The 25778-nt window shown below is 71.3% G+C and carries 30 protein-coding genes; 22 read left to right on the forward strand and 8 right to left on the reverse strand.

Annotated elements, in window-relative coordinates; translation table 11 throughout:
* Positions 1-3 precede the first annotated feature (3 nt).
* Both Air01nite_RS18820 and Air01nite_RS18825 read right to left on the reverse strand, forming a co-directional pair.
* Complete coding sequence (locus tag Air01nite_RS18820; RefSeq protein WP_203703942.1) at positions 4-666, reverse strand: response regulator; 663 nt, start codon at positions 664-666, stop codon at positions 4-6.
* Complete coding sequence (locus Air01nite_RS18825; protein WP_373310432.1) at positions 663-1874, reverse strand: sensor histidine kinase; 1212 nt, start codon at positions 1872-1874, stop codon at positions 663-665. Before Air01nite_RS18825 ends, Air01nite_RS18820 begins: the two co-directional genes overlap by 4 nt.
* A gap of 135 nt (positions 1875-2009) precedes the next feature.
* On the opposite strand from Air01nite_RS18825, the gene Air01nite_RS18830 reads away from it, so the two are divergent.
* The 7 genes from Air01nite_RS18830 (at position 2010) to Air01nite_RS18860 (ending at position 7705) form a co-directional block, all read left to right on the forward strand.
* Entirely contained in the window at positions 2010-2906 is an 897-nt protein-coding gene (locus Air01nite_RS18830; RefSeq protein ID WP_203703944.1) for an ABC transporter ATP-binding protein, read from the forward strand.
* On the forward strand, positions 2903-3697 hold the full coding sequence (locus Air01nite_RS18835; RefSeq protein ID WP_203703945.1) for an ABC transporter permease: 795 nt from the start codon (positions 2903-2905) through the stop codon (positions 3695-3697). The genes Air01nite_RS18830 and Air01nite_RS18835 overlap by 4 nt, the downstream gene beginning before the upstream one ends.
* Before the next feature lie 78 nt (positions 3698-3775).
* Positions 3776-4153, forward strand: a complete 378-nt coding sequence (locus Air01nite_RS18840) for a YchJ family protein (RefSeq protein WP_239090802.1) — start codon at positions 3776-3778, stop codon at positions 4151-4153.
* Positions 4150-4335, forward strand: a complete 186-nt coding sequence (locus tag Air01nite_RS18845) for a hypothetical protein (RefSeq protein ID WP_203703947.1) — start codon at positions 4150-4152, stop codon at positions 4333-4335. Before Air01nite_RS18840 ends, Air01nite_RS18845 begins: the two co-directional genes overlap by 4 nt.
* Positions 4299-4691: a ribonuclease FAU-1 family protein gene (locus tag Air01nite_RS18850; RefSeq protein WP_203703948.1), complete on the forward strand. Its 393-nt coding sequence runs from the start codon at positions 4299-4301 to the stop codon at positions 4689-4691. The genes Air01nite_RS18845 and Air01nite_RS18850 overlap by 37 nt, the downstream gene beginning before the upstream one ends.
* A gap of 299 nt (positions 4692-4990) precedes the next feature.
* The gene (locus tag Air01nite_RS18855) at positions 4991-6016 is read left to right on the forward strand and encodes an FAD-dependent monooxygenase (protein ID WP_203703950.1); all 1026 of its coding nucleotides are present in this window, start codon (positions 4991-4993) and stop codon (positions 6014-6016) included.
* Between the two features lie 813 nt (positions 6017-6829).
* Positions 6830-7705 (forward strand): aminoglycoside phosphotransferase family protein, encoded by an 876-nt coding sequence (locus tag Air01nite_RS18860; RefSeq protein ID WP_203703951.1) that lies wholly within the window; start codon positions 6830-6832, stop codon positions 7703-7705.
* Here the strand turns inward: Air01nite_RS18860 and Air01nite_RS18865 are convergent.
* Positions 7696-10371: a discoidin domain-containing protein gene (locus Air01nite_RS18865; RefSeq protein WP_203703952.1), complete on the reverse strand. Its 2676-nt coding sequence runs from the start codon at positions 10369-10371 to the stop codon at positions 7696-7698. The genes Air01nite_RS18860 and Air01nite_RS18865 overlap by 10 nt on opposite strands.
* Before the next feature lie 259 nt (positions 10372-10630).
* Between Air01nite_RS18865 and Air01nite_RS18870 the strand changes: the two genes are divergently transcribed.
* Entirely contained in the window at positions 10631-11302 is a 672-nt protein-coding gene (locus tag Air01nite_RS18870; RefSeq protein ID WP_203703953.1) for a DUF305 domain-containing protein, read from the forward strand.
* 32 nt (positions 11303-11334) lie between these two features.
* Complete coding sequence (locus Air01nite_RS18875) at positions 11335-11712, forward strand: hypothetical protein (protein WP_203703954.1); 378 nt, start codon at positions 11335-11337, stop codon at positions 11710-11712.
* A gap of 117 nt (positions 11713-11829) precedes the next feature.
* Here the strand turns inward: Air01nite_RS18875 and Air01nite_RS18880 are convergent, their stop codons facing one another.
* The gene (locus tag Air01nite_RS18880; RefSeq protein WP_203703955.1) at positions 11830-12969 is read right to left on the reverse strand and encodes an epoxide hydrolase family protein; all 1140 of its coding nucleotides are present in this window, start codon (positions 12967-12969) and stop codon (positions 11830-11832) included.
* A 132-nt stretch (positions 12970-13101) separates the two neighbouring features.
* Between Air01nite_RS18880 and Air01nite_RS18885 the strand changes: the two genes are divergently transcribed.
* Positions 13102-13746, forward strand: a complete 645-nt coding sequence (locus Air01nite_RS18885) for an adenylate kinase family protein (protein ID WP_203703956.1) — start codon at positions 13102-13104, stop codon at positions 13744-13746.
* Between the two features lie 10 nt (positions 13747-13756).
* Entirely contained in the window at positions 13757-15259 is a 1503-nt protein-coding gene (locus Air01nite_RS18890) for an aldehyde dehydrogenase family protein (RefSeq protein WP_203703957.1), read from the forward strand.
* Here the strand turns inward: Air01nite_RS18890 and Air01nite_RS18895 are convergent.
* The 4 genes from Air01nite_RS18895 to Air01nite_RS18910 all read right to left on the reverse strand — a co-directional run bounded on the left by Air01nite_RS18895 (position 15231) and on the right by Air01nite_RS18910 (position 17502).
* Positions 15231-15656, reverse strand: a complete 426-nt coding sequence (locus Air01nite_RS18895) for a GNAT family N-acetyltransferase (RefSeq protein ID WP_239090803.1) — start codon at positions 15654-15656, stop codon at positions 15231-15233. The two genes, Air01nite_RS18890 and Air01nite_RS18895, sit on opposite strands and share 29 nt — an antisense overlap.
* 152 nt (positions 15657-15808) lie before the next feature.
* Complete coding sequence (locus tag Air01nite_RS18900) at positions 15809-16393, reverse strand: hypothetical protein (RefSeq protein ID WP_239090804.1); 585 nt, start codon at positions 16391-16393, stop codon at positions 15809-15811.
* A complete protein-coding gene (locus Air01nite_RS18905) occupies positions 16390-16758 on the reverse strand; it encodes an MmcQ/YjbR family DNA-binding protein (protein WP_203703958.1) in 369 nt (122 codons plus the stop codon). Before Air01nite_RS18905 ends, Air01nite_RS18900 begins: the two co-directional genes overlap by 4 nt.
* A 9-nt stretch (positions 16759-16767) precedes the next feature.
* Positions 16768-17502, reverse strand: coding sequence for a prepilin peptidase (locus Air01nite_RS18910; protein ID WP_203703960.1), 735 nt, complete (start codon positions 17500-17502; stop codon positions 16768-16770).
* A gap of 516 nt (positions 17503-18018) precedes the next feature.
* Here Air01nite_RS18910 and Air01nite_RS18915 point away from each other — a divergent pair.
* Genes Air01nite_RS18915 through Air01nite_RS18965 form a run of 11 tightly spaced genes read left to right on the forward strand, consistent with a single transcriptional unit; the run spans position 18019 to position 25774 of the window.
* Positions 18019-18549: a hypothetical protein gene (locus Air01nite_RS18915; protein ID WP_203704007.1), complete on the forward strand. Its 531-nt coding sequence runs from the start codon at positions 18019-18021 to the stop codon at positions 18547-18549.
* The gene (locus Air01nite_RS18920; protein WP_203703961.1) at positions 18543-19457 is read left to right on the forward strand and encodes a hypothetical protein; all 915 of its coding nucleotides are present in this window, start codon (positions 18543-18545) and stop codon (positions 19455-19457) included. Before Air01nite_RS18915 ends, Air01nite_RS18920 begins: the two co-directional genes overlap by 7 nt.
* The gene (locus tag Air01nite_RS18925; RefSeq protein WP_373310431.1) at positions 19454-20104 is read left to right on the forward strand and encodes an SAF domain-containing protein; all 651 of its coding nucleotides are present in this window, start codon (positions 19454-19456) and stop codon (positions 20102-20104) included. The genes Air01nite_RS18920 and Air01nite_RS18925 overlap by 4 nt, the downstream gene beginning before the upstream one ends.
* Positions 20105-20107: 3 nt before the next feature.
* The gene (locus tag Air01nite_RS18930; protein WP_203703962.1) at positions 20108-20902 is read left to right on the forward strand and encodes a CpaE/TadZ family protein; all 795 of its coding nucleotides are present in this window, start codon (positions 20108-20110) and stop codon (positions 20900-20902) included.
* Entirely contained in the window at positions 20892-22424 is a 1533-nt protein-coding gene (locus Air01nite_RS18935; protein WP_203703963.1) for a TadA family conjugal transfer-associated ATPase, read from the forward strand. The genes Air01nite_RS18930 and Air01nite_RS18935 overlap by 11 nt, the downstream gene beginning before the upstream one ends.
* Before the next feature lie 2 nt (positions 22425-22426).
* Complete coding sequence (locus tag Air01nite_RS18940) at positions 22427-23326, forward strand: type II secretion system F family protein (RefSeq protein WP_203704009.1); 900 nt, start codon at positions 22427-22429, stop codon at positions 23324-23326.
* Positions 23326-24183, forward strand: coding sequence for a type II secretion system F family protein (locus Air01nite_RS18945; protein WP_203704011.1), 858 nt, complete (start codon positions 23326-23328; stop codon positions 24181-24183). Before Air01nite_RS18940 ends, Air01nite_RS18945 begins: the two co-directional genes overlap by 1 nt.
* A 29-nt stretch (positions 24184-24212) precedes the next feature.
* Positions 24213-24440, forward strand: a complete 228-nt coding sequence (locus Air01nite_RS18950) for a hypothetical protein (protein WP_239090805.1) — start codon at positions 24213-24215, stop codon at positions 24438-24440.
* A gap of 2 nt (positions 24441-24442) precedes the next feature.
* Complete coding sequence (locus Air01nite_RS18955) at positions 24443-24895, forward strand: TadE/TadG family type IV pilus assembly protein (protein WP_203703964.1); 453 nt, start codon at positions 24443-24445, stop codon at positions 24893-24895.
* Positions 24888-25325, forward strand: coding sequence for a TadE family protein (locus Air01nite_RS18960; RefSeq protein ID WP_203703965.1), 438 nt, complete (start codon positions 24888-24890; stop codon positions 25323-25325). Before Air01nite_RS18955 ends, Air01nite_RS18960 begins: the two co-directional genes overlap by 8 nt.
* On the forward strand, positions 25322-25774 hold the full coding sequence (locus tag Air01nite_RS18965) for a hypothetical protein (protein ID WP_203703966.1): 453 nt from the start codon (positions 25322-25324) through the stop codon (positions 25772-25774). The genes Air01nite_RS18960 and Air01nite_RS18965 overlap by 4 nt, the downstream gene beginning before the upstream one ends.
* Positions 25775-25778 lie beyond the last annotated feature (4 nt).

Genomic DNA, 25778 nt, shown 5'->3' on the forward strand with positions numbered 1-25778 from the left:
ACCCTAGGTCAATCCGGCATCCTGCGCGAGGAGCGCGACCTGGACCCGGTTGTTGAGGTCCAACTTGGTGAGCATGCGGGTCATGTGCGCCTTGACCGTGGCCACGCTCATGAACAGCTCGGCGGCGATCTCCGCGTTGGACTTGCCCTGGCCCACCGCGATCGCGACCTCGAGCTCCCGCTCGCTGAGCCGGGCCAGGAGCTCGCGCGACCGGTTGCGGCGCGCGTCGACGCCGTCGTCCGCGAGGTGCGCGATCAGCCGCCGGGTGACCCGCGGCGAGAGGATCGGGTCGCCGGCCGCGACGCGGCGCACCGCCTCCACGATCTCGGCCGGCGGGGTGTCCTTGAGCAGGAAGCCGCTGGCGCCGGCCCGCAGCGCGCGCAGCACGTACTCGTCGGCCTCGAAGGTTGTCAGCACCAAGACCTCGGGCGCGCCCTCCGTGCGGCGCAGGCGCTCCGTGGCGGTCAGACCGTCCATCTTGGGCATCCGGATGTCCATCAGCACGACGTCGGGCCGCACCTCGGCGACGGCGGCGGCCACCTCGCTGCCGTCGGCGGCCTCGCCGACCACGGTCAGCACGGGCGTGCCGCCGAGGATCATCGAGAGCCCGGCCCGGACCAGCGGGTCGTCGTCGACGATCAGAACGCGGACGGGCTCGTCAGTCATGCCGGCCACGGTAGCCAAGCGCGCAGCTCGAACTCGCCCGTGTCGGTGCGGCCGTGGGTCAGCCGGCCGCCGGCCAGGCCGGTGCGTTCGACCAGACCCACGATCCCCGTGCCGGTGCCCGGAATGCTCGCGGGCGCGCCGACCGGGGCCTGGTTGCGCACCGCGATGGTCAGACCGCTGCCGGCCGTACCCTCGAAAAGAATGTCGACCACGACGCCAGCCGCATGCTTGCGGGCGTTGGTCAAACCCTCCTGGACCACGCGGTACGCGTTGCGCCCGACCGCGGCCGGCACCGCGTCGAGATCCTCGACCTTGCAGTCGACCCGGACCTTCATCCCGGCGCCCCGCGACTCCTCGATCAGGGCGGGCACGTCCGCGAGCGTGGGCTGCGGGCGAATCGGCTCGCTGTCCTCCTCGCGCAGCACGCCGATCACCTCCCGCAGGTCCTGCAGCGCCTGGTGCGCGCTGCTCCGGATCACCGCCGCCGCCCGGGCCACCTCGTCCGGCGGCGCGTCCGGGCGGATCTCCAGCGCACCGGCGTGCAGGCTCAGCAGCGAGATGCGGTGGGCCAGCACGTCGTGCATCTCGCGGGCGATCCGGGTGCGTTCCAGATGCTGGGCCTGCGCCACCCGGAGCTGCTGCTCGGACTCGGCGCGGTTGGCCCGGTCGTGCAGCGACACGACGAGCTGACGGCGGGCACGGACGAACATCCCCCAAGCGAAGATCGCGAACGTGGCGAGGATCCCGAAGCCGGAAACCACCCAGTAGGGCATCGCTTCGTCCGGGCGCCAGGCCAGGAAAACCGGCGTCGTGGCGGCGCTGAGCACCGCGACCGGCGCCGAGATGCCGACCCGGCGGTGCACCGCGACGGTGAACAGGGTGACCAGGCCCGCAGCGGCGGCGGTCAGCGAGAACGCGCCGATCGGCACCAGGACCAGCGCGAGCCCGACCGGCCAGCGGCGCCGGAGCCACAACGCCGCGGACGACGCGACGCCCAGGGCGATGTCGGCGCATTTCACCCAGAGGGGCAGAGAGTCGTCGACCCACACACTGCCGGCCAAGGCCGCCGTCGACAACATGGCCAGCACGAAGATCAGTGAGTCGACCACCCAGTCCCGGGTCGAGCGCCGGACCGGCCGCGCATCGACCGTGTGCAGCAGCCCGCCCGGCAGCATGGACGGTATGTCCGGGCCGACCCGGGTTGCCAGACTCATGATCAAATGGTACGACCACCCGGCGCGGGCGGCATCAGACCAAAGTCGATATCGGTCGGCTACCTTCGGCGCGCGGCATCGACCTTGGCCCGAAGCGCTGGACCACCCGGCGCCGGCAGGCTTATCGGCATGATCAGTGTGACCAGCTTGACCAAGCGGTACGGGGCGCACACGGCCGTCAACGACGTCTCCTTCGAATGCGCCCCTGGCACCGTGACCGGCTTCCTCGGCCCCAACGGTGCCGGCAAGTCGACCACGATGCGGATGATCACGGGGCTGACCCCACCGACGTCCGGCACGTCGGCGGTGGCCGGGCGTCCGTACCGGCAGCTGCCCAACCCGGCCCGCGAGGTCGGCGTGCTGCTCGACGCCTCGGCGCAACACCCGGGGCGGACGGGGCGGGAGGTGCTCGCCCTGTCGGCGCGCACGCAGGGTGTCGCCCGCGAACGGGTCGACGAGCTGCTCTCGACCGTCGGGCTGGCCGGTCCGGCGGCCGGACGGCGCGTGCGCGGCTACTCGCTCGGCATGCGGCAGCGGCTCGGCATCGCGCACGCGTTCCTCGGCGACCCGCGGGTGCTGATCCTCGACGAGCCGGCCAACGGGCTCGACCCCGAGGGCATCTTCTGGATGCGCAGCCTGCTGCGCGAGTTCGCCGATCGGGGCGGCACGGTGCTGCTCTCTTCTCACCTGCTGCGCGAGGTGGAGGCGGTCGCGGATCGACTCGTGGTTATCGGGGGCGGTCGAATCGTGGCCAACGGCACCAAGGCCGAGCTGCTGGCCGGCGGCGGCGTGCGGGTGCGGGCGCTGGACCCGGCCACGCTGCGGGTGGCCCTGGAGCGGGCCGGCCTCGCGGTGACCGGTGGCGCCGACGGTGCGCTGATCGTGCAGGCCGAGGCGGAGCAGGTCGGGCAGGTCGCGGCCAGCATCTCGGCGGTGCTGATCGAACTGCGGCCGGTCGACACCGGCGGCCTGGAAGAGCTGTTCCTGACCCTGACCGCCGGCGAGGCCAAGGAGACCGCGCGATGACCGCCACCCTGACGACGACGCCCGCCGCCGCCACCACGCCGCGGACGTTCACCCGGCCCGGCATCCTCCGGCTCACCGGCATCGAGCTGCGCAAGATGGCCGACACCCGGGCCGGGTTCTGGCTCATGGTGGCCACCGCGCTGATCTCGGTGGCGATCGTGGTCATCCAGCTGTTCGCCGCGGACCCGCCGGACCAGACGTTCAAGAACCTGTTCCAATCGACGCTGTTCCCCGTGGCGGTGCTGCTGCCGGTCCTGGGCATCCTGTCGGTGACCAGCGAGTGGACCCAGCGCACGGCGCTGACCACGTTCGCGATCACACCGCAGCGCCAGCGGATCGCGGCCGCGAAGGCCCTGGCCGCGGTGGTGTTGGGCATCGTCGCGCTGCTGCCGAGCCTCGGCGTGGCGGCGATCGGCAACGCGGTCGCGGGCGGCATGGACAGCGCGGCGGGCGACTGGTCGTTCAGCGCGCTGCTGCTCGCGTACGCGGTGCTGTTCAACGTCGTCAACGTGCTGGTCGGCCTGGCGTTCGGCATGCTGTTCATGAACTCGGCCGTGGCGATCGTGCTGTACTTCGTCGTCCCGACCGTGTGGACGATCCTCACCCAGCTGATCTCCGCGATGCGTACCCCGTCGGAATGGTTCGACCTGAGCATGACGTCGACGCCACTCTTCGAGAACGCGGCGCTGTCCGGCGGAGAGTGGGCGCGGCTGGCGGCGTCGATCAGCTTCTGGGTGGTGCTGCCGGGCGTACTCGGCCTGGTCCGCCTGCTGAAGCGCGAAGTGAGCTGAATTCCGAGAAGGTGGCGTGGGCGGTCGCGGGTCGGGGGTCCCGCGGCCGCCCACGCCGCTGTGCGCAGAATGGCTGGTATGGCGAAGGGTGCGTGCCCGTGCGGCAGTGGGCAGTCGTACGACCGGTGCTGCGGTCCACTGCACCGCGGCGCGGCCGTCGCGGCCACCGCGGAGCGGCTGATGCGCTCGCGCTACAGCGCGTTCGCGGTCGGGGACGCCGACTATCTGCTGCGAACCTGGCACAGCCGGACGCGGCCGGAGTCGCTGGAACTCGACCCGGCGCAGCGCTGGGTGGGCCTGGAGGTGCTGGCCACCCGCACGGGCGGGGTCGACGACCGGTCGGGCGTCGTCGAGTTCCGGGCGAGCTATCGGCATGGCGGGCGCACGGACGACCTGCACGAGCGGAGCCGATTCGTCCGGGAGGACGGCGAGTGGGTTTACGTCGGCGCGCTGTGACCTTCGCGCCGGGCACCACGGTCGCGTGGCGCAACGTCTTCGGGGGCCGGCTGTGGTCGGCGATCCCGACGCGGGTCCTGCACGACACGGGCCGGGTGGTCACGGCCGCACACTGGCCAGGCGTGTCGTGCGCGGTGCCCACGGCATGGCTCGACGGCGACCCGTTCGGGCCTGCTCGCTGATCTGCTCTCGGGCTCCTGGCACGGGCGCCTGGTGGTACGTCAACTTCCAACGCCCGTGCGTCCGCGGCCCGGGCACGGTCGACACCTTCGACCTGTTGGTCGACCTGGTGCTCAGCGACGACCTGACCTCGGCGACCTGGAAGGACGAGGACGAGTACGCGGATGGCCGCCGGTCGGGGTTGATCGACGCCGCGGACCATGTGCGTCTCACCGCGGCGCGCGAGCGAGCCCTGGCCCTGGCCCAAGCCCGCCGCGGCGCGTTCGCCGACACCCGTTGGCACGACTGGTCGCCCACATCGGACTGTGCCCTTCCGGCCCTGAGCGCAACCGACATGAAAGCGGCGCGAAGCGCCTAAAGGGCTGTCCCGGGCTCGCGGTGGTGCGGACCGTCGCTCCCGCTGGACACCGCTCCGCTTCGCTGCGCTGCCATGTCCGCGCTGGGTCGCTCGGCGGCAGATCTTGGTAATCGGCTGCTGCTGTAGCAGCAACCGATTACCGACGTTCTCCGTGTCGTGGTGGCCTGGTCGCCGGGGATCTCATGCCACAGCCGATCGCAGGTGCTGCCGATCCGGGACAAGCCGGCGCCACCCGAGCCCAGCGGCTGGTCTTGTTCCGGGGTCACCCCGATCGTCGTCGTAGGAGGACACTGGGCGGCATGACCGATCCGCGAGTGTTGATCGTGGGTGCCGGGATCGCCGGGTTGGGTGCGGCGCAGGCGTTGCGGGCCCACGGGATTAAGGCCGACGTGGTCGAGCGCCATCCGCAGGCCGACGCCGGCGGCACCGGGATCTATCTGCCCGCCAATGCCGTGCGGGCGCTCACCTCGCTCGGGTTCGGTGACGAGATTCGTTCCGTCGGCCATGAGATCCGCCGGCAGCGGCTGCTCGACCACCGCGGGAAGGTGTTGCTCGATCTGCCGATCGAGCAGGTCTGGGGTGGCATCGCGCCGAGCGTCGCGGTGCGGCACGCCGAGCTGCGGCGCATTCTGCGGTCCGGGCTCGAGAGCGAGATCGTCGTCAAGACGTTCGTCTCCGACGATGCCGCGCCGTATGACCTGGTGGTCGGCGCCGACGGCATACGGTCGGCGGTGCGGGGGTGGGTCTTTCCGGACGCGGCGCCGCGGCGGGTCGGCGAGCTCGCCTGGCGGTTCGTCGCGGACGGCTACGTGGTCGACCACCTCTGGTGCACGTGGCAGGGCAACGGACGCACGTTTCTGGCCGTCTCGCTCGGGGGCGGTCAGGTCTACTGCTACGCCGACCTGACCGCTGCCGCACCGCCGCCCGGCGACTGGCGTCGGGTCTTCGACGAGTTCCCGGAGACGGTGCGCGACCTGGTAGCCCGCGCGACCGACGCACACGCGAGCACGATCGAAGACGTCTTCCTCGACACCGTCGCCCGTGGCAAGACGGTCCTGATCGGCGACGCGGCGCACGCCTTCTCACCCAACATGGCGCAGGGTGCGGCACTCGCCCTCGAAGATGGGCTGGTGCTGGCCGAGCACCTCGACGACCTGGCCAGCTATGCCCGGCGCCGGGTGGCACGGGCGCGCTGGGTCCGCGACCAGACCCGCCGCCGCGACCGCGCCCGCCACCTGCCACCCCCACTCCGCGACGCAGTGCTCCGCACCGTGGGCCCGCGCCTCTTCAAGGCCGCGTTCCGACCACTGCACGACCCACCCTGACAGGCGCGGGACCCGCTGAGTCCGCGACCAGACGCGACCGCGCCCACCACCTAGCGCCGCCACTGCGCGACCCAGCGCTCCGCACCGTGGGCCTGTGCCTCTTCAGGGCCGCGTTCCGACCGCTACATGACCCTCCCTGACAGCCGCGGGACCCGCTGGGTCCGCGACCACACGACCGCGCGGCCGCGCTCGCCACCTGCCTCCGCCACTGCGCGACGCGGTGCTGCGCATCGTCGGCCCACGCCTCCTCAAGGCCGCGTTCCGACCAGACACACCGCCGGGATCGCGCTCGCCGCCTGTTCCCGCTCTGCGCAACGCCGTGCTCCGCACCGTAGGCTCGCGGTGCTTCATGGCCGCCTTCCGACCGCTGCGCGACCCACCCAGTCAGGCACCCTGCCCTGACGCGGACCTGTGGGCCCGGCAGCCCGGTGGGTTTCCTCGGTTGTGAACGAGGTGGGGCGGGCCCGTGGGCACGACCTTTCTCGGCGCGCGAGTGGCCGGGTTGGTGCCAGGCTCTGAGTCAGACCGCTGCGTGCCTCCAGGAGCAGCGCAGCGAGACAACTAGCCACCGCGCGCCCGTGCGTCGACTGCGGGCAGAGCGACCCGAGCGTCCGTGTCGACGCGGGTTCGACTCCTGGGCGCAGGGCCGCATCGACCCGCACGCCGCGACGGCGGCGCCGGCTATTGGTTTGGCACGTTGAATCGCAGCGCGCGCACTGGCCGGCCCGACGACCCGGGCCTGGCTGGCGGCTCGGGCGCTGATGCTTTCGTCGCGGCCCGTGGCGATCGCGGCGTGGCTGGCACAATTGCCCGGTGACCGCACCCGTTGCCGACATCGATATCGACGCCGAGCTCGTCGGCCGACTGCTTCGGGCGCAGCATCCCGATCTCGCCGATCGGTCCCTCCGGCTCGTCGCCAACGGCTGGGACAACGCGATTTTCCGGCTCGGTGACGATCTCTGCCTGCGATTGCCTCGGCGCGCCGTCGCGGTGCCCTTGCTTGTCAACGAACAGCGTTGGCTGCCTGCCCTGGCGGAAACCCTGCCCGCTCGGGTTCCCGCGCCCGTCCGGGTGGGTGTGCCGGGCGACGACTACCCGTACCCCTGGTCGATCTGCGAATGGGTTGACGGCGAGATCGCCTCACTGGTGCCCGTGGCCGAGCGTCGCGCGGTCGCGGGCGAGCTGGCTGAGTTCATGCGCCGGCTGCACGTGCCCGCACCCGCCGACGCGCCGGTCAGCCCCGTGCGCGGCGTGCCGTTGGCCGTGCGCGACGAGCAGATCCAAGACCGGCTGACCAGCGGCAAGCTGGCCCGCGAAGACGAGTTGCGCCGGCTCTGGGACGAGCTGATCACCGCGCCGGTGTGGGCCGGGCCGCCGGTCTGGGTGCACGGTGACCCGCACCCGGCCAATCTTGTGTTGCGCGGGTCGCGGCTGGCCGCCGTGCTCGACTTCGGGGACCTCAACGCCGGCGATCCGGCGACTGACCTCGCGGCCGCCTGGCTGGTGTTCGACGCTCAGGGGCGCGCCGCGTTCCAGGCCGGGGTCGACGCCGACGACGCGACCTGGACCCGGGCGCGGGCCTGGGCGCTGGCGATCGGCACCGCGATTGCGGTGTTCGCCGACATCCACCCCGGTTTGGCGGATGCCGGCGAACACGCGATCACTCAGGTGTTGGCGGATCAGGGATAGTTGGTCAGATACTGCGTTTCGGCGCCGCGCTGGGCCGTACCACCGGTGTTGTTGATGATGCGGTTGATCGTGCCTTGACCGCCTAGCGAGACGGTCACCATGTTCTGGAACCGCACGCCGGCCTTGGTCGGCACCTCGAACGAGCGTTCCGCGACCACCGATTCGTCCAATGTGAACACACAGTACGAGCCGAGCCCGATGGCGAAGTGTTCGTTGACCGCGTCGTTGACCTTGTAGGCCGCGTACCCGCGTGTCGTGCCGTTCATCCAGGAGGCCTGGTTGGGCATCTCGTACGGGAACTCGTTCTGGTAGAAGTACGTCCGGCCGCGCTCGCCGTTCCAGACGGTCTGGTACTTCTGGAAGTGCTCGACGAACAGGCCGTACATGGTGACGTCGTCGCCGTTGACCGTGAGCCCGGTGTCGGCGGTGTTGACCGACCAGCCCACGCCGGCGCCGTGGTCGGCGCGCCACAGCCACATGTGGTCACCGATCACGTCGTCGCTGTTGACGGTGAGCGTGTTGGTCGCCTTGCCGACGCCGGGGCCGCCGATCCGGAAGAACACGTCGTGCAGCGAGACCGGGTTGGCGGCGTGGTCCACACTGGAGCCGGCCGGGCCGACCTCCATGAGCACCGGCGAGTTGGTCGCGCCGGCCTCGAACATGATGCCGCCGACCTTGACGCCGTCGACGTCGGCGATCCGCATGCCGACCGAGCCGTTGTCCGCCTGGATCGTGGCCAGGCCCAGGCCGAGGATCACGGTGTTGGCCCGGTTGACCTGGATCGGTTGCGTCACATGGTGTACGCCCGGCGTGAACAGCAGGTTCTTGCCCTGTGACAGCGCGTTGTTGATGGTCGCGACCGGCGTGCCCGGGCGCACGATGAAGAACGTCGACAGTGACAGCGACGAGCCGGCCGGGGTCTTGTTGAACCACGTGGTGCCCGTCGAGTTGGCGCGCAGCGCGGGCACGAACACCCGGTACTCGCCCGTGCCGTCGACATAGAGGAACGGCTTCTCGCGTACGGTCGGCGTGTTGGCGACGACCGTGTGCGACGGGTTCGGGAAGTGGTTGGGCGGCGCGCCGGTCACGCCCTGGAACACCATGTTCCAGACCGACCCGGACCACGAGCCGAACTCGCTGTTGCGCGAGTACCACTGCTGCTGCGAGCCCGAGACGACCATGCCGTCGATCTTGGTGTCGGCCATGAAGCCGCCGCTCGACCAACCGTCGCCGCCGTTCCAGAGCTGGATCTGGTTGCCGGCACCACGCAAATGCATGCGGCGGTACGGTGCCGCCTGCGAGACCGCCCACCGCTCGACGCTCACGCCGGCCGGCAGGGTGACCGACAGGTTTTCGGCCGCACGCCAGAAGTTCTGCGTGGCGTTGCCGCCGAACCAGAACGCCTCGGCGCGCACGTGCCCGTTGAGGTTGACGTCGTCGGGCGACATGCCGAGCCCGGCGACCTGGGTGAAGAAGCCGAGGTTGACGTCGGCGGTGTAGTTGCCCGGCTTGAACAGCACGGCGTACCGCTCCGGGCCGAACTGGTTGGTCTCCTGCTGGGTGAAGATGGTGTTGAGCCGGCTCTGGATGGTCGCGGTCGGCGTGGACGGGTCGAACACGAACGTGTTGGAGCCGAGGTTGGGGTTGCGCGGGTCGGTGGGCTCGACCGGGTCGCCGGTCGGCGGGTCGGTCGGTGGGTTGGTCGTGCCGGTGCCGGTGAAGATCCGAATCTCCCAGAGTGAGTAGCCGTAGCCCGTCGCCCGCGCGGTGCCGTAGATCCGCAGGTAGCGCGCGCTGGCGGTGACGTCGATCGTCTGGGTGCCGCCGGTGCCGGTCGTGGTGCTGTAGATGCTGGTCCAGGTCGAGTCGTTGCTGCTCGTCTGGATCTGGAACGCGCGGCCGTACGCGGCCTCCCACTGCAGCACCACCTGGCAGATGCTCTGCACGCTGCCCAGGTCGATGCGGATCCACTGTGGATCGGAGGCGGCCGAGGACCAGCGGGTGCCGGCGTTGCCGTCGACGGCCGCGGTCGCCGGGAAGCCGGCGTTCTGGACCGAGCTCGCAGTGACGGGCTTGCCCTGCGCGGCGTTGGTCGTGCCGCAACCGGCCGGCGGGTTGGTGGGCCCGCTGCCGAACGTGCCGTGCACCTGGAACTCGAACAGGCTGTAGCCCCAGGCGGTGGCCCGCGCGGTGCCGTAGAGGCGCACGTAGCGGCCGCTGCCGGTGACCGGGAGCACTTGGGTGCCGCCCGTGCCGGTGGTGGTCGAGTAGATGTTGGTCCAGGCGCTGGCGTCGGCGGAGGTCTGGATCTGGAACGACCGGCCGTACGCGGCTTCCCATTGGAGCGTGATCTGGGTGACGTTCGCCGTGGCGCCGAGGTCGACCTGGATCCATTGTGGATCCGAGAAGGCCGAGGCCCAGCGGGTGCCGGCGTTGCCGTCGACGGCGGCGCTCGCGGGGAAGGTGGCGTTCTCCGTCGAAGAGGCGGTGGCCGGCTTGCCCTGCGAGATGACCGCGTCGGCGGCGCTGGCCGCGGACGACACGGTCAGCACGGCCGCGACCAGGGTCGCGGCGGCGAGGGCCGCCGTGGCGGCGTGACGCCGTCGCTTGTTGGACCGGGTCGGTTCGGGCGGCGGTGCGGCGAGGGGCGGTGTTTCGGGTCTCATGTGCCTGCCTAACGGTGATAGGCGGCGCGCGCGAAATGCACGCCGGGACGGGGGCGTGGCGCTCGGAGAGCGCTCTCCGAGCGGCTCTGAGTTTGAACCGCGATTCGGTTCTCGTCAATATCCTGGGGAGCGCTTTCCGGGGATTGACACGCATCGCAATGTCGCACAAACTGGCCTCTGGCGAGAGCGCTCTCTCGCAGAATTTCATCGATGAACCAAGATCTCTCAGCGACGACCGTCCCCGTCGAGGAGCTGACCGATGACCCGCCGCCGTGCCGTGCTCGCGCTCGTGCCGCTCGCTCTTGTCAGCGGGTGGGCCGGGGCTTGCTCGACGCCGGATCGCGCCGGCGCCGGACCGGGCGTGCCGGGCTCGCCGACTCCCCGGAGCCGCCCCGGCTCGGGCGGGCCTGCCTCGGGCGGGCCCGCTTCGGGCGACGGTGCCGCGGACGGCGCGGGACCGAACACGACCGACATCGCATGGCTGCAGCTTCTGATCGCGATGAACGAGCGGCTGCTGCCCATCTTCGACCTGGTGCCGAGCCGCAGCGGCGACCCGGCGGTGCAGCTCTACGCGTCGGTGGCGCGACGGGCGCGCGAGGCGGAACTCGAGTCGCTGCGCAAGCTGGCGGCCGGGGTGACGATGCCCAGCGACAACCCGCACCTACAGCACGACATGCCCGGCATGCCCACCGCTGCCCAACGGGACGAGATGACGCGATCCAGCGGAAAGGCCTTCGACCGCGGCTTCGCGGCCGCGATGATCGCGCACCTCGACCAGACCTCCCGACTCTGCACGGGCGAACAGAACGCCGGCGCCGACCCGGCGTTCCGTTCGCTCGCGGAATCGATCGCGCGCGGAGTCGGCGAGGAGCGAGCCCGGGCGTCCGCACTGGACGCCCGGGCCGCTTCGCCCAGCGCGAACACGCGTTGACGTCAAGCTGTCTTGACGGTAGGCCTGGTCTTATGACGACGCCTGAGGCCCTGGAGCGGGAACACACGCTCGCCACCGCCACCGCGCGCTTCGACCAACTGCGGACCTGGGAGGCGCTGGGCGAGCCCGCGCTGGGTCAGGCGGAGGTCTTGGAACTGCTCGCGCTGAGCGAGGTGCTGTCCCGCAAGGCGGCTTATGGCCGGCAGCTCAGCGTGCGGACCGCCCGCGCCAGTGGGGCGTCCTGGTCCCAGATCGGGGCGGCCCTGGGCACGAGCAAACAGGCGGCCTGGGAGGCCCACGCCAGGTGGATCGACGACCAGGCAGCCCAACACGGCACGACAGGCATCGCCGGCTTGCCGGGCGCCGAGATAACCGACCTCCGCAACCTGGCCGGCGACGCGGACAGCTAGCCGGACGGCAACGAGAACGCCCGCGGACACGCATGCGGCGGTGGCCGCGGTGACGCCCCCGTTTGGCGTCGCGCGCGGCCACCGCGTCACAGGCGCGCCCGGTGGCGCGCGGTGGGGTCAGCGGAGGGTGCGGAAGAACGTGCGGACGTCGTCGACGAACAGGTCCGGGGCTTCGAGGGCCGCGAAGTGGCCGCCGCGGTCGTACTCCGTCCAGTGGGTGATGTTGTTCGTCTGTTCCGCGTAGCGGCGGATCGAGACGTCTTCCGCGAAGACCGCCACGCCGGTCGGGACGCCGCTGTTCGTCGGCCAGTTGCCGCTGTGCATGCTCTCGTAGTAGAGGTTGGCCGACGTGCCGGCCGTGTTGGTCAGCCAGTAGAGCATCACGTTGGTGAGGATGTGGTCGCGGTCGACGACGTCCTCAGGCAGCTTGCCGCCGTGGGTCCACTCCTGGAACTTCTCGACGATCCAGGCGAGCTGACCGACCGGTGAGTCCGCCAGGGCGTACGACAGAGTCTGTGGCCGGGTCGCCTGGATCTGGAAGTAGCCGTTCATGTCCTGCATGTAGTTGGCCAGGCGGCCCAGCCGCACCCGCTCTGCGTCGGTCATCGTCGCCTGCTCCTCTTCCGGCACCTCGCCGAACGGGATGAAGCCGAGCGTCGCCGCGTTGACGTGGATGCCGATCACGTGGTCGGGGTCGACGCGGCCGAGGTCCGGTGCGATGAAGGCGCCGTAGTCGCCGCCCTGTGCGCCGTAGCGCGAGTAGTCGAGGCGGCGCATCAGCTCGGCGAACGCGCCCGCGATCCGGCGGCTGTCCCAACCCGCCTCCGCGACCCCGCCGGAGAGGCCGAAGCCCGGGATCGACGGGATCACCACATCGAAGGCGTCGGCCGGGTCGCCGCCGTGTGCGCGCGGGTCGGTCAGCGGGCCGATCACGTCGAGGAACTCGACGATCGAGCCCGGCCAGCCGTGGCTCAGCACCAGCGGGAGGGCGCCGGGCTCGGGCGAGCGGACGTGCAGGAAGTGCACCCGCTGGCCGTCGATCTCGGTGGTGAACTGCGGGAACTCGTTGATCTGGCGCTCGGCGGCACGCCAGTCGTAGCCGTCGGCCCAGTAGGCGGCAAGGTCGCGCAGGTAGTCGACCGGCACCCCGCGGGACCACTCGGCGCCCGGCAGCGCGAACGGGTAGCGGGAGCGGGCGAGCCGCTCGCGGAGGTCGTCGAGGTGGGCCTGGGCGACGTCGATGCGGTAGGGCTGCATGGCGGGCCTCCAAGATTTCGGATCGTTGCGTTCCGTTCCACTTCACCATAGCAGAACGGAATGGTTCGTTCCAACACTTGGATCGAGGCAATCGGTTGGCAGGTCGCCCGCGCGATGTGGGAACGTTTTCGCATGCGGAAGTACGTGATCATGGGTGTCCAGGGCAGCGGCAAAGGCACCCAGAGCACCCTCATGCGCCGCGATCTGGAGCTGACCCACATCAGCGTCGGCGACATACTGCGCTGGCACGTCCAGGAGCACACCAAGATCGGCGCACAGGTCCGCCGCACGATGACCGCCGGCGAGTTGGTCAGCGACGACCTGGTCGAGTCGATCGTGCGCGACCGGCTCCAGCAGCACGACTGGAACTACGGCTTCCTCATCGACGGCTTCCCCCGCAACGTGCGCCAGGCCTCGTTCTTCCTGGAGAGCTACGACATCGACGGCGTGATCCACCTCGACCTGCCGGACGAGGACGTGCAGAAGCGGGTGCTGAGCCGCCGGCTCTGCGCCAACTGCGGCATGGACTACAACCTGATCTCCGACCGGCCCGAGGTCGAGGGCAAGTGCGACGTCTGCGGCGGCAAGCTGGTGACGCGCGCCGACGACACCCCGGAGGCGCTCGCTGCCCGGCTGCGCGACTACTACAGCAAGACGGAGCCGGTGCTCGAGCTGTTTCGGCGCAAGGAGTACGTGCTCACCGTCGACGCCCGGCCCGACCCCGCCACCGTGCAGAACGCGATCCGCGCCGGTCTGGGGCTGCCGCCGGGGAAATAGGGTGGGTGGCATGACGATCTACCGCTCTGTCAACCCGGCCCGGCTCGACGACGTGGTCGCCGAGGTGCGGTTGGCCGACGCCGACGGCTTCGTCGCGGCCTGCCGCACCGCGCGGGCCGCGCAGCGTGGCTGGGCTGCCGTGCCCGCGCCGGTCCGCGGTCAGGTCATCGGCAACCTGGGCCGCCTGGTGCGTGCCAACTTCGAGACGCTCGCGCGGCTCGTCACCCGCGAGATCGGCAAGCCGATCGCGGAGGCCCGCGGCGAGGTCCAGGAGATCATCGACACCTGCGACTTCTTCCTTGGTGAGGGACGCCGGTTGTACGGGCAGACGGTGCCCAGCGAGATGTCCGACAAGCAGCTGTTCACGTTCCGCGTGCCGGTCGGTGTCGCCGCGATCATCACGGCCGGCAACTTCCCGGTCGCGGTGCCGTCCTGGTACCTGGTGCCCGCCCTGCTCTGCGGCAACGCCGTCGTCTGGAAGCCCGCCGAGTACGCGTCGGCGAGCGCGGCCGCGCTGGCGGCACTCGTGCGGCGGTCGGGCGCACCCGATGGGGTCTTCGAAGTGGTCGACGCCGACGGCGCCGCGACCTACGAGGGTCTGTCCGGGGCGCTCGACGCGGGGCTGGTCGACAAGGTGGGCTTCACCGGCTCGTCGGAGGTGGGCGCGCGGATCGGCGAGCTGACCGGCCGCCACCTGCAGACGCCGTGCCTGGAGCTGGGCGGCAAGAACCCGATGGTGGTCACGCCCGACGCGGACCTGTCGCTGGCGGTCGAGGGCGCGCTGTTCGGCGGCTTCGGCACCGCGGGCCAGCGCTGCACGTCGCTGGGCACGGCGATCGTGCACGAGTCGGTGTACGAGTCGTTCGTCGACTCGCTCGGCAAGGCCTTGTCGGACGCGGTGATCGGCGATCCCTCCCGGGAGGACGTCCTCTATGGACCGCTGCTGGCCGACCGGTTCGCCCGGCGCTACGAGGACTACCTGGGCTGGATCGGCCCGCACCACCGCGTGCTCGGGTCGGGCGGCCGCACGGGCCGGATCACCGCCGACAACCCGCGGCCAGGCTTCGCCGGCGACCCTGCTGGCGGGCTCTTCTACCACCCGGTGCTGGTCGCCGGCGTCCGCCCGGACGACGAACTCTTCCGCACGGAGACGTTCGGCCCGATCGTGGGCGTGATGCCCTACCGCGAGCTGGACGAGGCGATCGAGCTGGCGAACGCGCCGGGCTACGGCCTCTCGTCGTCGATCTACACGAACGACCCGCGATCGGCGTTCGCCTTCCGCGCCGGCGTCTCGGCCGGCATGGTCAGCGTCAACAACTCCACGTCGGGCGCGGAGGCCCACCTGCCGTTCGGCGGCAACGGCCGGTCGGGCAACGGCTCCCGGCAGTCGGGCATCTGGGTGCTCGACCAGTTCACCCGCTGGCAGTCGATGAACTGGGACTACTCGGGCCGCCTGCAGAAGGCCCAGATGGACACCCAATCCATCACCCCGGACCTGGACTTCCGCCTGTAGCCAACGCGATCAGGCCGGCGCCGGTCGGCCTGAACCCGCAAGCGTCGAGGTAGAACCCACGTAGGTGTTCCTCGAAGTCGACATGCAGCCACGCGACGCCGGCCGCCCGCGCGTGCTCGGCGGCGAGGCCGACGAGCCGGGCGCCGACGCCCGCACGGCGGACGCGCTCGGCAACGACGGTGTCCAGGACGAACGCGTGCCCGCGACCGTCCCAGGCGACGTTGACGAACCCGACCAGCTCTCCGCCGGCACGGGCACACACCCAGCCCAGGCTGTGCCGACGCACCCGCGCGGACCAGTCGTCAGTCGTCACGTCGTGCCCGAAACCCGCCGCGTGCAAGGCCTCGACCTCGCCGTTGTCGAAGTCACCACGCCATGCATAGGCAACCAGCGTCAAGCACCTCCGAATCACGAGCCCGCCGGAAGACCATCCGGTCGGCCGAGCAGGGCGCCACCGCGAAACCCTGGGACGGCTGCGGCGGGCGACAGCACCGGACACGCGCCAGCGCCGGCGCGCCCCGCTTGAACCCCGTGTGGCGTCGGGGCGGGTCAGTCTGGGGCGGCGGCGACGTGGAGGGGGCCCGGGGACGGGCGGCCGTCCAGGGCTGTCGGGTCGATGCTCCAGCGGCCCGCCAGGCGGGCCACGTCGTCTTCGCCGACCAGGAGTTCGTCGGTGTCCGGGGCCGATTCTGGGATGCCCAGGGAGCGCTCCGCCTCGTCGGGGTCGCCGCGCCATTCGGTGACCTTGCCGGTTTCGCCGACGAAGTCGAAGGCGCGGACCAGGACCCCGTCGACCGCGCGGACCCAGCGGTGTTGTTCGCCGACCCGGTGGGTGGAGAAGAACTGGACCTCCGTGGCCAGGGCCACCGACAGCGCCACGGCTTCGACCGTGCTCGGGATCGTGAACAGGCGGCGGCCGGCGACCAGGATCCAACTGCCGTCGCGGGCGCCCGGCAGCGGCGGTGTGACCGCCAATCGGTCGTCGGTCAGGTGCGCCAGGTCGACGCCCTCGCGCCACGGCGCTGGGCCCAGGTCGCGCAGGCCCAACGTGTCGACGACCGCGCGCGGGTCGCTGCCGCGGATCGCCAGCCATGCCTGTTTATGGCCGAACCCGACCATCGTCTCCGCTGTCACCCGTTGGACGTTAGCTCGCCCAACGGGCTCTCTAGGAACTCACGCGCGACCCGTTTGGGGACGCACATCCGCCACGCGTCGAGGACCAGCTCGCGCATCTCGACCTCGTCGATGGCCGCCAGGCGGACCCGGACCCAGTTGTAGCGCTCGTCGGAGGGCTCCGGCATCAGGAACTTGTCGGGCTCGGCGGCGACCAGGGCCGCCCGCTCTTCTTTGGGAAAGCCGAAGCCCATCACGGTCTCGTCGCGCGAGAACGCCACGAACACGATCTGGCCGACCCGGAACTTCACCCGGTCGCGGACCAGTGCTTCGTAGGCCCGCGGCAAAAGCCGCACCAGCCCGCGGACGTCATCGATGGTGACCATAGGAACACGCTACGACCGAGGTCCGACAAGAATCAGCGCCAGCAGCGTCCCGGCCACCAGGAACGGGCCGAACGGCAGGTGGCTCGTCCAGCGCACCCGGCCGGCCACCAGGAGCGCGATGCTGACGAGCGCCGACGCCAGCAGCCCGGCCAGCAGCCCCGCCAGCACCGCAGCCCAGCCGAACCAGCCGAGCAGTGCCGCACAGCTCAGGGCCAGCTTGGCGTCGCCGAGCCCGAACCCGCGCCGGCCGAGCAGCACCGTGGTCGCCGCGAAGAACAGCGCCACCGCCGCACCCGCCAGCGCCGCGCGCCACCATCGGTCGAACTCGCCGGAGAACACGGCAGGCACCAGGAGCAGCAGGACCACGCCGCCCGCGGCGGGCAGCGTCAACCGGTCCGGCAGGCGGTGCACGGCCAGATCGACCAGCACCAGGGGCACGGCGAACGCCGCCCACCACAGATAGGCCGCCAGCACCGACCCCGGCACCGCGAACACCCCCACCGCGAGGGCAACCAGCGCGAGCACCTCCACCGAGAAGGCCCACGGCCCGAGCCGTGACCCGCACCCGCCACACCGCCCCGACGGCCCGGCCAGACCGATCGAAGCGGCGCAAGAGGGGCACGCGCGAAGCCACGGCGACCCAGGCGGCACCGCGTGCCGCACCGCGAGCCACCGCAACACCGGCGCGACGAACACGGCAGGTAGCCAGGACGGTGCCGTCCGTACCCGTTCCCACGTAGTCATGCCAACCGCCCGGTCGTCACGGAGAGTGATGCCATGATCGCAATTGTCGATCTCTCCAGCCGCCGGTCATCCACACCCAAGCAAGCAGAAGCGGTGGACAACGCCGACGCGCCAATGCCCGAACTTCCGATCCACGAATCGGACACAAACCGACGGTCTCGCGCATATCGAAGTTTGAATCGCACACGCTGTCCGTCGTCGGATAAGAAGCGCGGGTTGCGTTCACCCGAGTGCCGCAGCCAGCCGAAAAACGCCGCCATCGTTGATCCTTTCCGGCCGGTCACGACCACCGCCGTGACCCTACGTGTTATTTGAGATCGCCTCTGTTGCATCGGCGATCGTCAGCCTATGCTCGGCCCTCGGGTGTTGCACTACCCACCGCAAAGCCCACATGCGCTATCCAAGTTCATGAATAGGAAACGTGGTCGGACCGCCGTCCGACCCTTAGCTGACCACGCCCAGTTTCGCCCACGGTCCCAGGCGACGCAGGGAGGATGCACCGTGCCCGCACCACGACTGGCGAGCGCCGCCGTCGCCGTCGCGCTCGCGGCGGCGCTGGCCGCTTGCGGTTCAGAGCCGCCCTCGACGGCCACATTCGACAATGCACCGGCGCGCTCGGCCGACCCCGATACGGCCACGGCGACAAAGTCCGCGCTCGACGCGTACGCCGGTTATCTCGCCGCCGCCCGAAAGGCCGAGGCAATTCCCGATCCGAACTATCCGGAGCTGAAGAAATACCTCGGCGATCCGCTGCTGACCCGTGTCCGGACCACTATTCGCGACATTAAGGAGCACGGTGCGATGCGTACCGGCAAACTCATTTCCGACCCGCGGGTAACCGCCGTGAGCTTGGATTCCGTGCCGGCGACCGTCTCGATCCAGGACTGCATCGACGCCACCGGCTACACGATGGTCGACGCTAAGACGAAGAAGCGCGTCCCCGGTCACGCGGCGGGCCGATACGTCGCGACGGCGACGGCGAGCCGCTACCCCGACGGCCGCTGGCTGATCGACTCCGGCCTCGCGCACAAGGACCAGCCGTGCTGACCCGGCGCCGGTTGACCCGGTTCGGCGTGTTCGCCGCGAGCATCGCGGTCGTGCTGGTCGGCGCCGTCGCCGCGCTGGCCGACGACGGCGGCGCCGAATGCCCGCCCACCCAGACCACCTGCGAGGGCTGGGGCGAAGGCGGCGGCAACACCGGTGGCGGCGGTGGCAACACCGGCGGAGGTGGCGGCAACGGCGGCGGTGGCGGCAGCCCGTGCCTGCGCAACGGCGAGCAGGTCCCCTGCTACGACGACCTGCTCGGCTGGTTCAACTCCAGCGACAGCTGCTACTACCGGGTCACCGAGCCACAGCCGGCGGGCGTGCCCGAGGGCATGACCTCGTACACCCGAAGCTGCGGCGCGGGCGCACTGGCCGGCGGTGAGCCGGTCCTGCTGGAGAACCCGCCGCCCGGCTTCGCAGCGCCACCCGACCCGGCCGAGCTGGCCGCCCGGGCCCTGGCCCAGCTCGACCTGCTCCCACCCGAGGTCGGCATCGCGCCGGACCCCGCCGTCGGGCCCGGCCTGGTCGGCCTGCCCATCTGGCTCTGGGTGCCGGCCGACGGCAACCCCGGCGACAACGTCAGCACCTGGGGTCCGCTGACGGCCAGCGAGTCCGAGCGCGGCGTCACCGTCAACCTCACCGCCACCGTGGGCAAGATCGTCTGGGATATGGGCAACGACGAGACGGTGACCTGCACCAACCCGGGCACGCCGTACGTGCGGCAGGGCGGCAAGTCGCCCACCTGCGGATTCGACGGCTATCGGGCGGCCGGCACGTTCAGCGTCCAAGCGACCACGACGTGGTCCGTGACCTGGGACGCCGGTGGCGAGACGGGCACGATCGACGGCGTCACCCGCGAGAGCGAGCCCGCGCAGATCCAGATCGACGAGCTCCAGGTGGTGACCAAGTGACCGCGACGCCGACCCGCAACAACGCTGCCGTCCCGGTGCCCGCGCCGGTGGCACCGCCCAAGGTGATCCGCCAGCGCCGGATGCGCCCAGGCCTGCTCGGCCTCGCCGTGTTGCTGATCGCGCTGGGCGGCCTCGGCGCCGCGTTCGCCATCACCTCGGTGAAGGCGACGGGCTCCTACCTCGCCGTCGGGCGTCAGGTGCCGCAGGGCACCGTGCTGACCGCCGACGACCTGGTGACCGTGCAGGTGGCTGGGGGCGCCGGGCTGGCGCCCGTGCCGGCCAGCCAACAGGCCCAGGTCGTCGGCAAGCGCGCCGCCGTCTCGCTCGTGCCCGGCTCGCTGCTGACCATGGCGCAGCTCACCGACAAGCCGCTGCTCGCCGCAGGCCAGCAGCAGGTGGCGCTCGGCCTGCGGGCCAACCAGGTGCCCGCCCGGCGGCTGCTGCCCGGCGACAAGGTGGTCCTGGTCGGCACCCCGGAGAAGGGCGCGCCGCCGTCGGTCACCCGCTACGACGCCACGGTCATCGACATGACCCTGGACCGCAGCAACGCGACGGTCTACCTGGCGCTTCGAAGCGCTGACGTCGCGGCCGTCGTGTTGCTGGCGGACGCCGACCGGATCGCCGTCGTGCTCACCCCCGGCGCGTGACCAGTGGCGATCATCGCGCTGGTCTCTGGCAAGGGCGCTCCGGGTGTCACCACCACCGCCCTGGCCTGCACGCTCACCTGGCACCGCCGGCTCGTGCTGGCCGAGTGCGACCCGGCCGGCGGCTCCGTCCTGGCCGGGTACCTCGGCGGCGCGCTGGAAGGCCGCCGCGGGCTCGGGGAGGTGGCCGTCGCCGAACTGCGCGACGGCAACCTGGAGGCGCATTTCTGGTCGCAGCTCGTCGACCTCGACGCGCCCAAGCGCGAGCGGCTGCTGCTGCCGGGCATCGTCGACGCCGCGCAGGCCGGCAGCGTGACGCCCTTCTGGCAACGGTTCGCCGACTTCTTCAGCTCGCTCGAACGCGGCCAGCCACCGTTCGACGTGCTGGTCGACTGTGGACGCGTCCAGGTCGGCAACCCGCCGTGGCCGCTGTTGCGGGCCGCGGCGACCGTGCTGGTGGTCACCGGCGCGCGGTTGGCCGACCTGTCGGCGACCCGCGGCGCGGTCAAGGCGATCGAACGTGACTTCACCGACAACCGCGTCCCGCCCGGCAACCTGCGCCTGCTGGTGATCGGCGACGGCCACCCCAAGTCGGAGATCAGCAAGGCGATGGGGCTGCCGGTCATCGGCCACCTGCCGCACGACCCGCGTACCGCCGAAGTGCTCACCCACGGCGGCACCGTGCGTGCCAACCGACCGTTGATGCGCGCGGCCGGCGCGCTCGAAGTGCCCGTGCACAGCCTGCTCGAGCGCCGCCGGGCCCGGTTGAGCTGGCCGACGGAGGTGGGCAATGCGGTTTGAGCCGGTCGCACAGGACCCCCGCGCCGCCACCTCGACGGTCCCGCCGCTGTTGCCCAACGGCCGGCACCACCACCCCGAGCCGGCGCCGCCAGCACCAGCGCCACAGCACCAGCCCCAGAACCAGCAACGCCGCAGGATCGACTTCGCCCTCGTCCGCGAGCTGCGCCGCGAGCTCTCCGAACGGCTCACGCACTGGCAACGCGGCCGCGACTACACACCGGGCGAGGAGGACCTCGAACGCACCCGACTCGCGGCCGAGGTCGTCGCCGCCTACGCCGACGCCGTCCGCCGGGCCGGCACCCCGTTGCACGCCGCCGACGAGCGCGCGCTGCTCGACCAGGTCACCGCCGAGCTGGTCGGCCTCGGCCGGCTCCAGTCCCTGCTGATCGACGAGTCGATCGAAGAGGTGCACATCCTCGGCTGCGATCAGGTCCGGATCACCCGGCACGGCGGCGGCGTCGACTGGGGCGACCCGATCGCCGACAGCGACGAGGAGATGGTCGAGATCCTCCAGGCGGCCGCCCGCCGGGCCGGCTCGACCGAGCGGAGCCTGTCCACCTCCAAGCCCACCCTCGACCTGCAACTCCCCGACGGCAGCCGGCTCGCCGCGGTCTTCCTGGTCAGCCACCGCCCGTACGCGGTGATCCGCAGGCACAACACGCTCGACGTGACGCTCGACGAGCTGGCCGGGGCCCGCGCGGACCTCGACGAGATGATCGATCCGCTGGTACGCGACTTCCTCCGCGCCGCGATGCGCGCCGGCCTCAACATCATGGTCGCCGGGCTCGCCGGCGCCGGTAAGACCACGGTGATCCGGGCCCTGATGAACGAGATCCCGGCCGACGAACCCTACGTGCTGCTCGAGGAGAGCCGCGAGCTGCTGCCCGCCCGACGGCAGCTCAAGCACCGCGCGGTGATGAGCTTCGAGTCCCGCGAGGGACACGGCGAGCGCGGCTTCGACGGCCGCCCCGCCGGTGAGGTGACGATCGCCGACCTGATCCCGGTCTCGCTGCGGATGGGCGTGCTCCGGATCATCGTCGGCGAGGTCAGATCACGCGAGATCGTGCCGATGCTGCAGGCGATGACCACGAGCCGCGGTTCGATGTGCACGATTCACGCGCGTACGCCCGGCGGGGTCAGCGAACGCATCATCGAGCTCGCGCTCTCCCACGGCCGCGAGATGACCGTCGACCAGGCCCGCCGGATGGCCGGCAACGCGCTCGACCTGATCGTCTACGTGACGGTCGAGGACGAGACCGCGATCGGGGGCCGCAAACACCGCTTCATCTCGCACATCGAAGAGGTGATCGGCGTCAGCGAGCACAACCGGATCGCCACGACCACGGTGTTCGGCCCGGGCGCCGACGGGCGGGCGGTCCCCCGCCACCTGCCGGAACGGGTCCGCGACCAGCTCATGCGCATCGGGTACGACGCCCGGATGCTGACCCGCTACATCGAGGCGGGTGTCGGTGCGTGGCGCCGGCCCCGGCACACCCAGCTCCAGAAGCGGGGTGCGATGTGAAGCTGCCCGCCGACCTCGAGCTGATCGCGCTGCTGTCCGGCGCCGCCTGCGTGGCTGGCGCGATCCTGGCGGTCGTCGCCGTCGTCGGCACCACCCGGCAGGCCCGGCCCGGATCGCGCGGATCGGCCCTGACCAGGCTGTGGACCGGCTCCAGCGACAACCCACGCGACCGCCGCCGCCACCAGATCCTGCTGCTCTGCGCGGCCGCCGCAGGCGCACTGGCCTTCCTGGTCAGCGGGCTGCCCGTGGTCGGCCTGCTGGTGGCGATCGCCGTGCCGGGCACACCGTGGCTGTTCACGGTCGGCCGTGCCGAGCAGCGGGCGGTGGCCCGGATCGAGGCGATCGGCGAGTGGACCCGCCGCCTCAAGGACGTCTCCAGCACCGGCCAGGGCCTGCAACAGGCGATCGTCGGCACGGTCGCGACGGTGCCGGAACAGATCCAGGAGGAGGTACGGCTGCTCGCCGCGCGCCTACAGGCTGGTTGGCAGGCCCGCACCGCGCTGCTGGCGTTCGCCGACGACATCGCCGACCCGGTCGCCGACCAGGTGGTCGCCGCGCTGATCCTGCACCTCAGCGATCGCGGCGAGCGGCTCGGCGACGTGCTCGGCTCGATCGCGTCGGCGGCCGCCGCCGAGGTGGGCACCCGCCGCGAGGTGGAGGCCAAGCGCACCCAACCGCGGTTCGCGGTGCGGTTCCTCACCGGCATGGTGCTGCTGGTGCTCGGCTACGGGCTGGTCAACCCCGACTACATGCGCCCGTACGGGACACCGACCGGCCAGATCGTGATGGTGGTGCTCGGCGCGATCTTCGTGGGCCTGCTCGCCTGGGTACGCACGATGAGCCTGCCGCCGCGGTCCGCCCGCTTCCTCGCCGCACCCAAGTTCGAGGAGGCCGTCCGGTGATCGTCAACGTGCCCTTCGTCAGTGGCGTCCTCGGCGGCGCGCTGATCGGCGCCGGCCTGTTCGTCATCGTCCGCGAGACCCTGCCGGCGGCACCGGCGCTCGCGCCCGCGCTGCGCCGGCTGCACCAGGCCGGGCCCGCGGCGCCCACCCGCACCAACCTCGACTGGCTGGGCGGGCTGTCGCGCTGGCTCCGCCCGCCGACCCGCGACCTGGCGTTGCTGGGCCGCACACCCGAGCAGTACGCGCTGTCCATCGTCACCGCGGCCGGCGCCGGTCTGCTCGCGCCGGTGCTGCTGCTGGTGATCTTCCAGATCCTCGGCATCGGCGTGCCGTTCTTCGTGCCGGTGATCGGCAGCCTCGGCCTCGCCGTCGTCGCCGCCGTGATCGCGCACCGCGACGTGCTCAGCAAGGCCGACCGCGCGCGGCGCGAGTTCAGCCGCGCCGTGTGCACCTATCTCGACCTGGTGGCCCTGCAACTGACCGCGGCGCACGGCCCGGTGCAGGCGTTGGAGAACGCGGCGGCCGTCTGCGACGGCTGGGTGTTCGAGCGCATCCGCACCGCGCTGCGGCTGGCCCAGCTGCAGATGCACTCGCCGTGGGACGAGCTGCGCGGCTTGTCCGAGGAGATCGGTGTGCCGGAGCTCGGCGACGTCGGCGCCATCATGCAGTCCTCCGGCACCGAGGGCGCACAGGTCCACGAGACCCTGCGCACCCGGGCCGACTCGCTGCGCGACCAGATCCGCACCGACAACCTCAGCCGCGCCGAGGCGGTCACCGGCCGTCTCGACGTACCCGGAGCGATGCTCGTGTTCGTACTCATGGGCTTCGTTCTTTACCCCTTCCTGACCCGGGTGTGAGACCCGGGCGTCCGAAAGGAAGCACCACCATGGTGTACCTCGCCTATTGCTACACGGTCGCGACAGAGCGGTTGCGGTCACTGTCCCGCGGCGGCGAAGGGGACCGGGGCGACAACCCGGTGCCGACCGCGATCATCATCGTCGGCCTCGCCCTGATGGCCGGCATCGTCGTGGCCTGGGCAATGACCACGGCCAACAACTTCATGGACCAGTCCGACCAGATCCAGGAACTGCCCGCTCCCGGAGCCGGCGGCTGACGATGGCCCTGCCACCGATCCCGGGCACGGACGCGGCTGCCGCGCGCCGGGGCCGCACCGTGCCCGGAGATCGGAGCGGGTCCGACCGGGGCGCCTCGCCGGTCGAGCTGGCCATCGTGGCGCCGCTGATCATCCTGTTGCTGTTCCTGGCCATCCAGATCTCCGCCGTTTTCCTGGCCCGGTCGGCGGCGCTGTCCGCCGCGCAGGAGGCGGTCAGCGCGCAGCGGGCCTACCAGGCGCAACCGGGCGCCGGCCTGGCCAAGGGCAACGAGTTCCTCACGCACACCAGCGAGCTGCTGACCGACGCCGAGGTGGTGGCCGCGCCGGCCGAGCCCAACGAGGTGGCGTTCACGGTCACCGGCCAAGCCCTGTCGGTCATCCCGGGCATGGACTTCGAGGTTTCCCAGACCGCGTACGGCGAGATCGAGCGATTCACATTGGACGGAAATGAGTGAGCGCGGCTCGGCGTCGGTCGAGGTGGCCATCCTGCTGCCGGCGTTCATCATGCTGATGGTGGTGGCGTCCTTCGTCGGGCGCGTGACCATCGCGCAGAACGCCGTCGACCTGGCCGCGCACGACGCCGCCCGGGCCGCGTCGATCGAGCGCGAGGGCGACCTCGCGGCCGCCGCGGCCACCGACGCCGCCACCGACACCCTCGACGAGCTCGGCGTGCTCTGCGCGAGCCGGACGATCACGCCGGACGTTTCCGACGCGTTCGCGAACGACGACTTCGGCCCGCAGGACGGGCCGCCGCCCGTGGTCACGGTGACCGTCGACTGCACGCTGAACTTCGTCGGCTTCCCCTTCCTCGACTTCACCACGACGACGGTGTCCTCCCGCTACACCTCGCCGCTGGACTGGTACCGCGGCCGGAGTCTCGGGTGAACGGCTCGGCCGACCGCGGTCGGGTCAGCGTCTTCATCGCCGTCGCCCTGGTCGGCGTGCTGATCGTGATCGGGCTGACGTTCGACGGGATCGGCCGCATCCGGGCCTACCAGCGGGCCGCCAACATCGCCGCCGAGGCCGCGCGGGCCGGTGGGCAGGCGATCAACGTCGCCGACGCCATCGCCGGTGCGACGCCGGCCGTGGACGAGGCGGACGCGACCGCCGCCGCGCTGGCCTTCATCGACAACCTGGACGACCCGACCATCGTCGACCGCGAGGTGTCGCTCGGTCAGGACGCCGGCGGCAACGAGAGCACCCAGTTCCTCCGGGTCGCGGTGACCATCTCGTACGACGCCGCGATGCTCGACTTCTTCGGCTTCGCCGACACGTTCCCGGTGCGGGGCGAGGCCACGGTCGAACTGGTCACCACCACCGATGCGACTTCGTAGGGGG

Origin of the sequence: Asanoa iriomotensis (genome assembly GCF_016862515.1) — a bacterium.
Taxonomy (GTDB): Bacteria; Actinomycetota; Actinomycetes; order Mycobacteriales; family Micromonosporaceae; genus Asanoa; species Asanoa iriomotensis.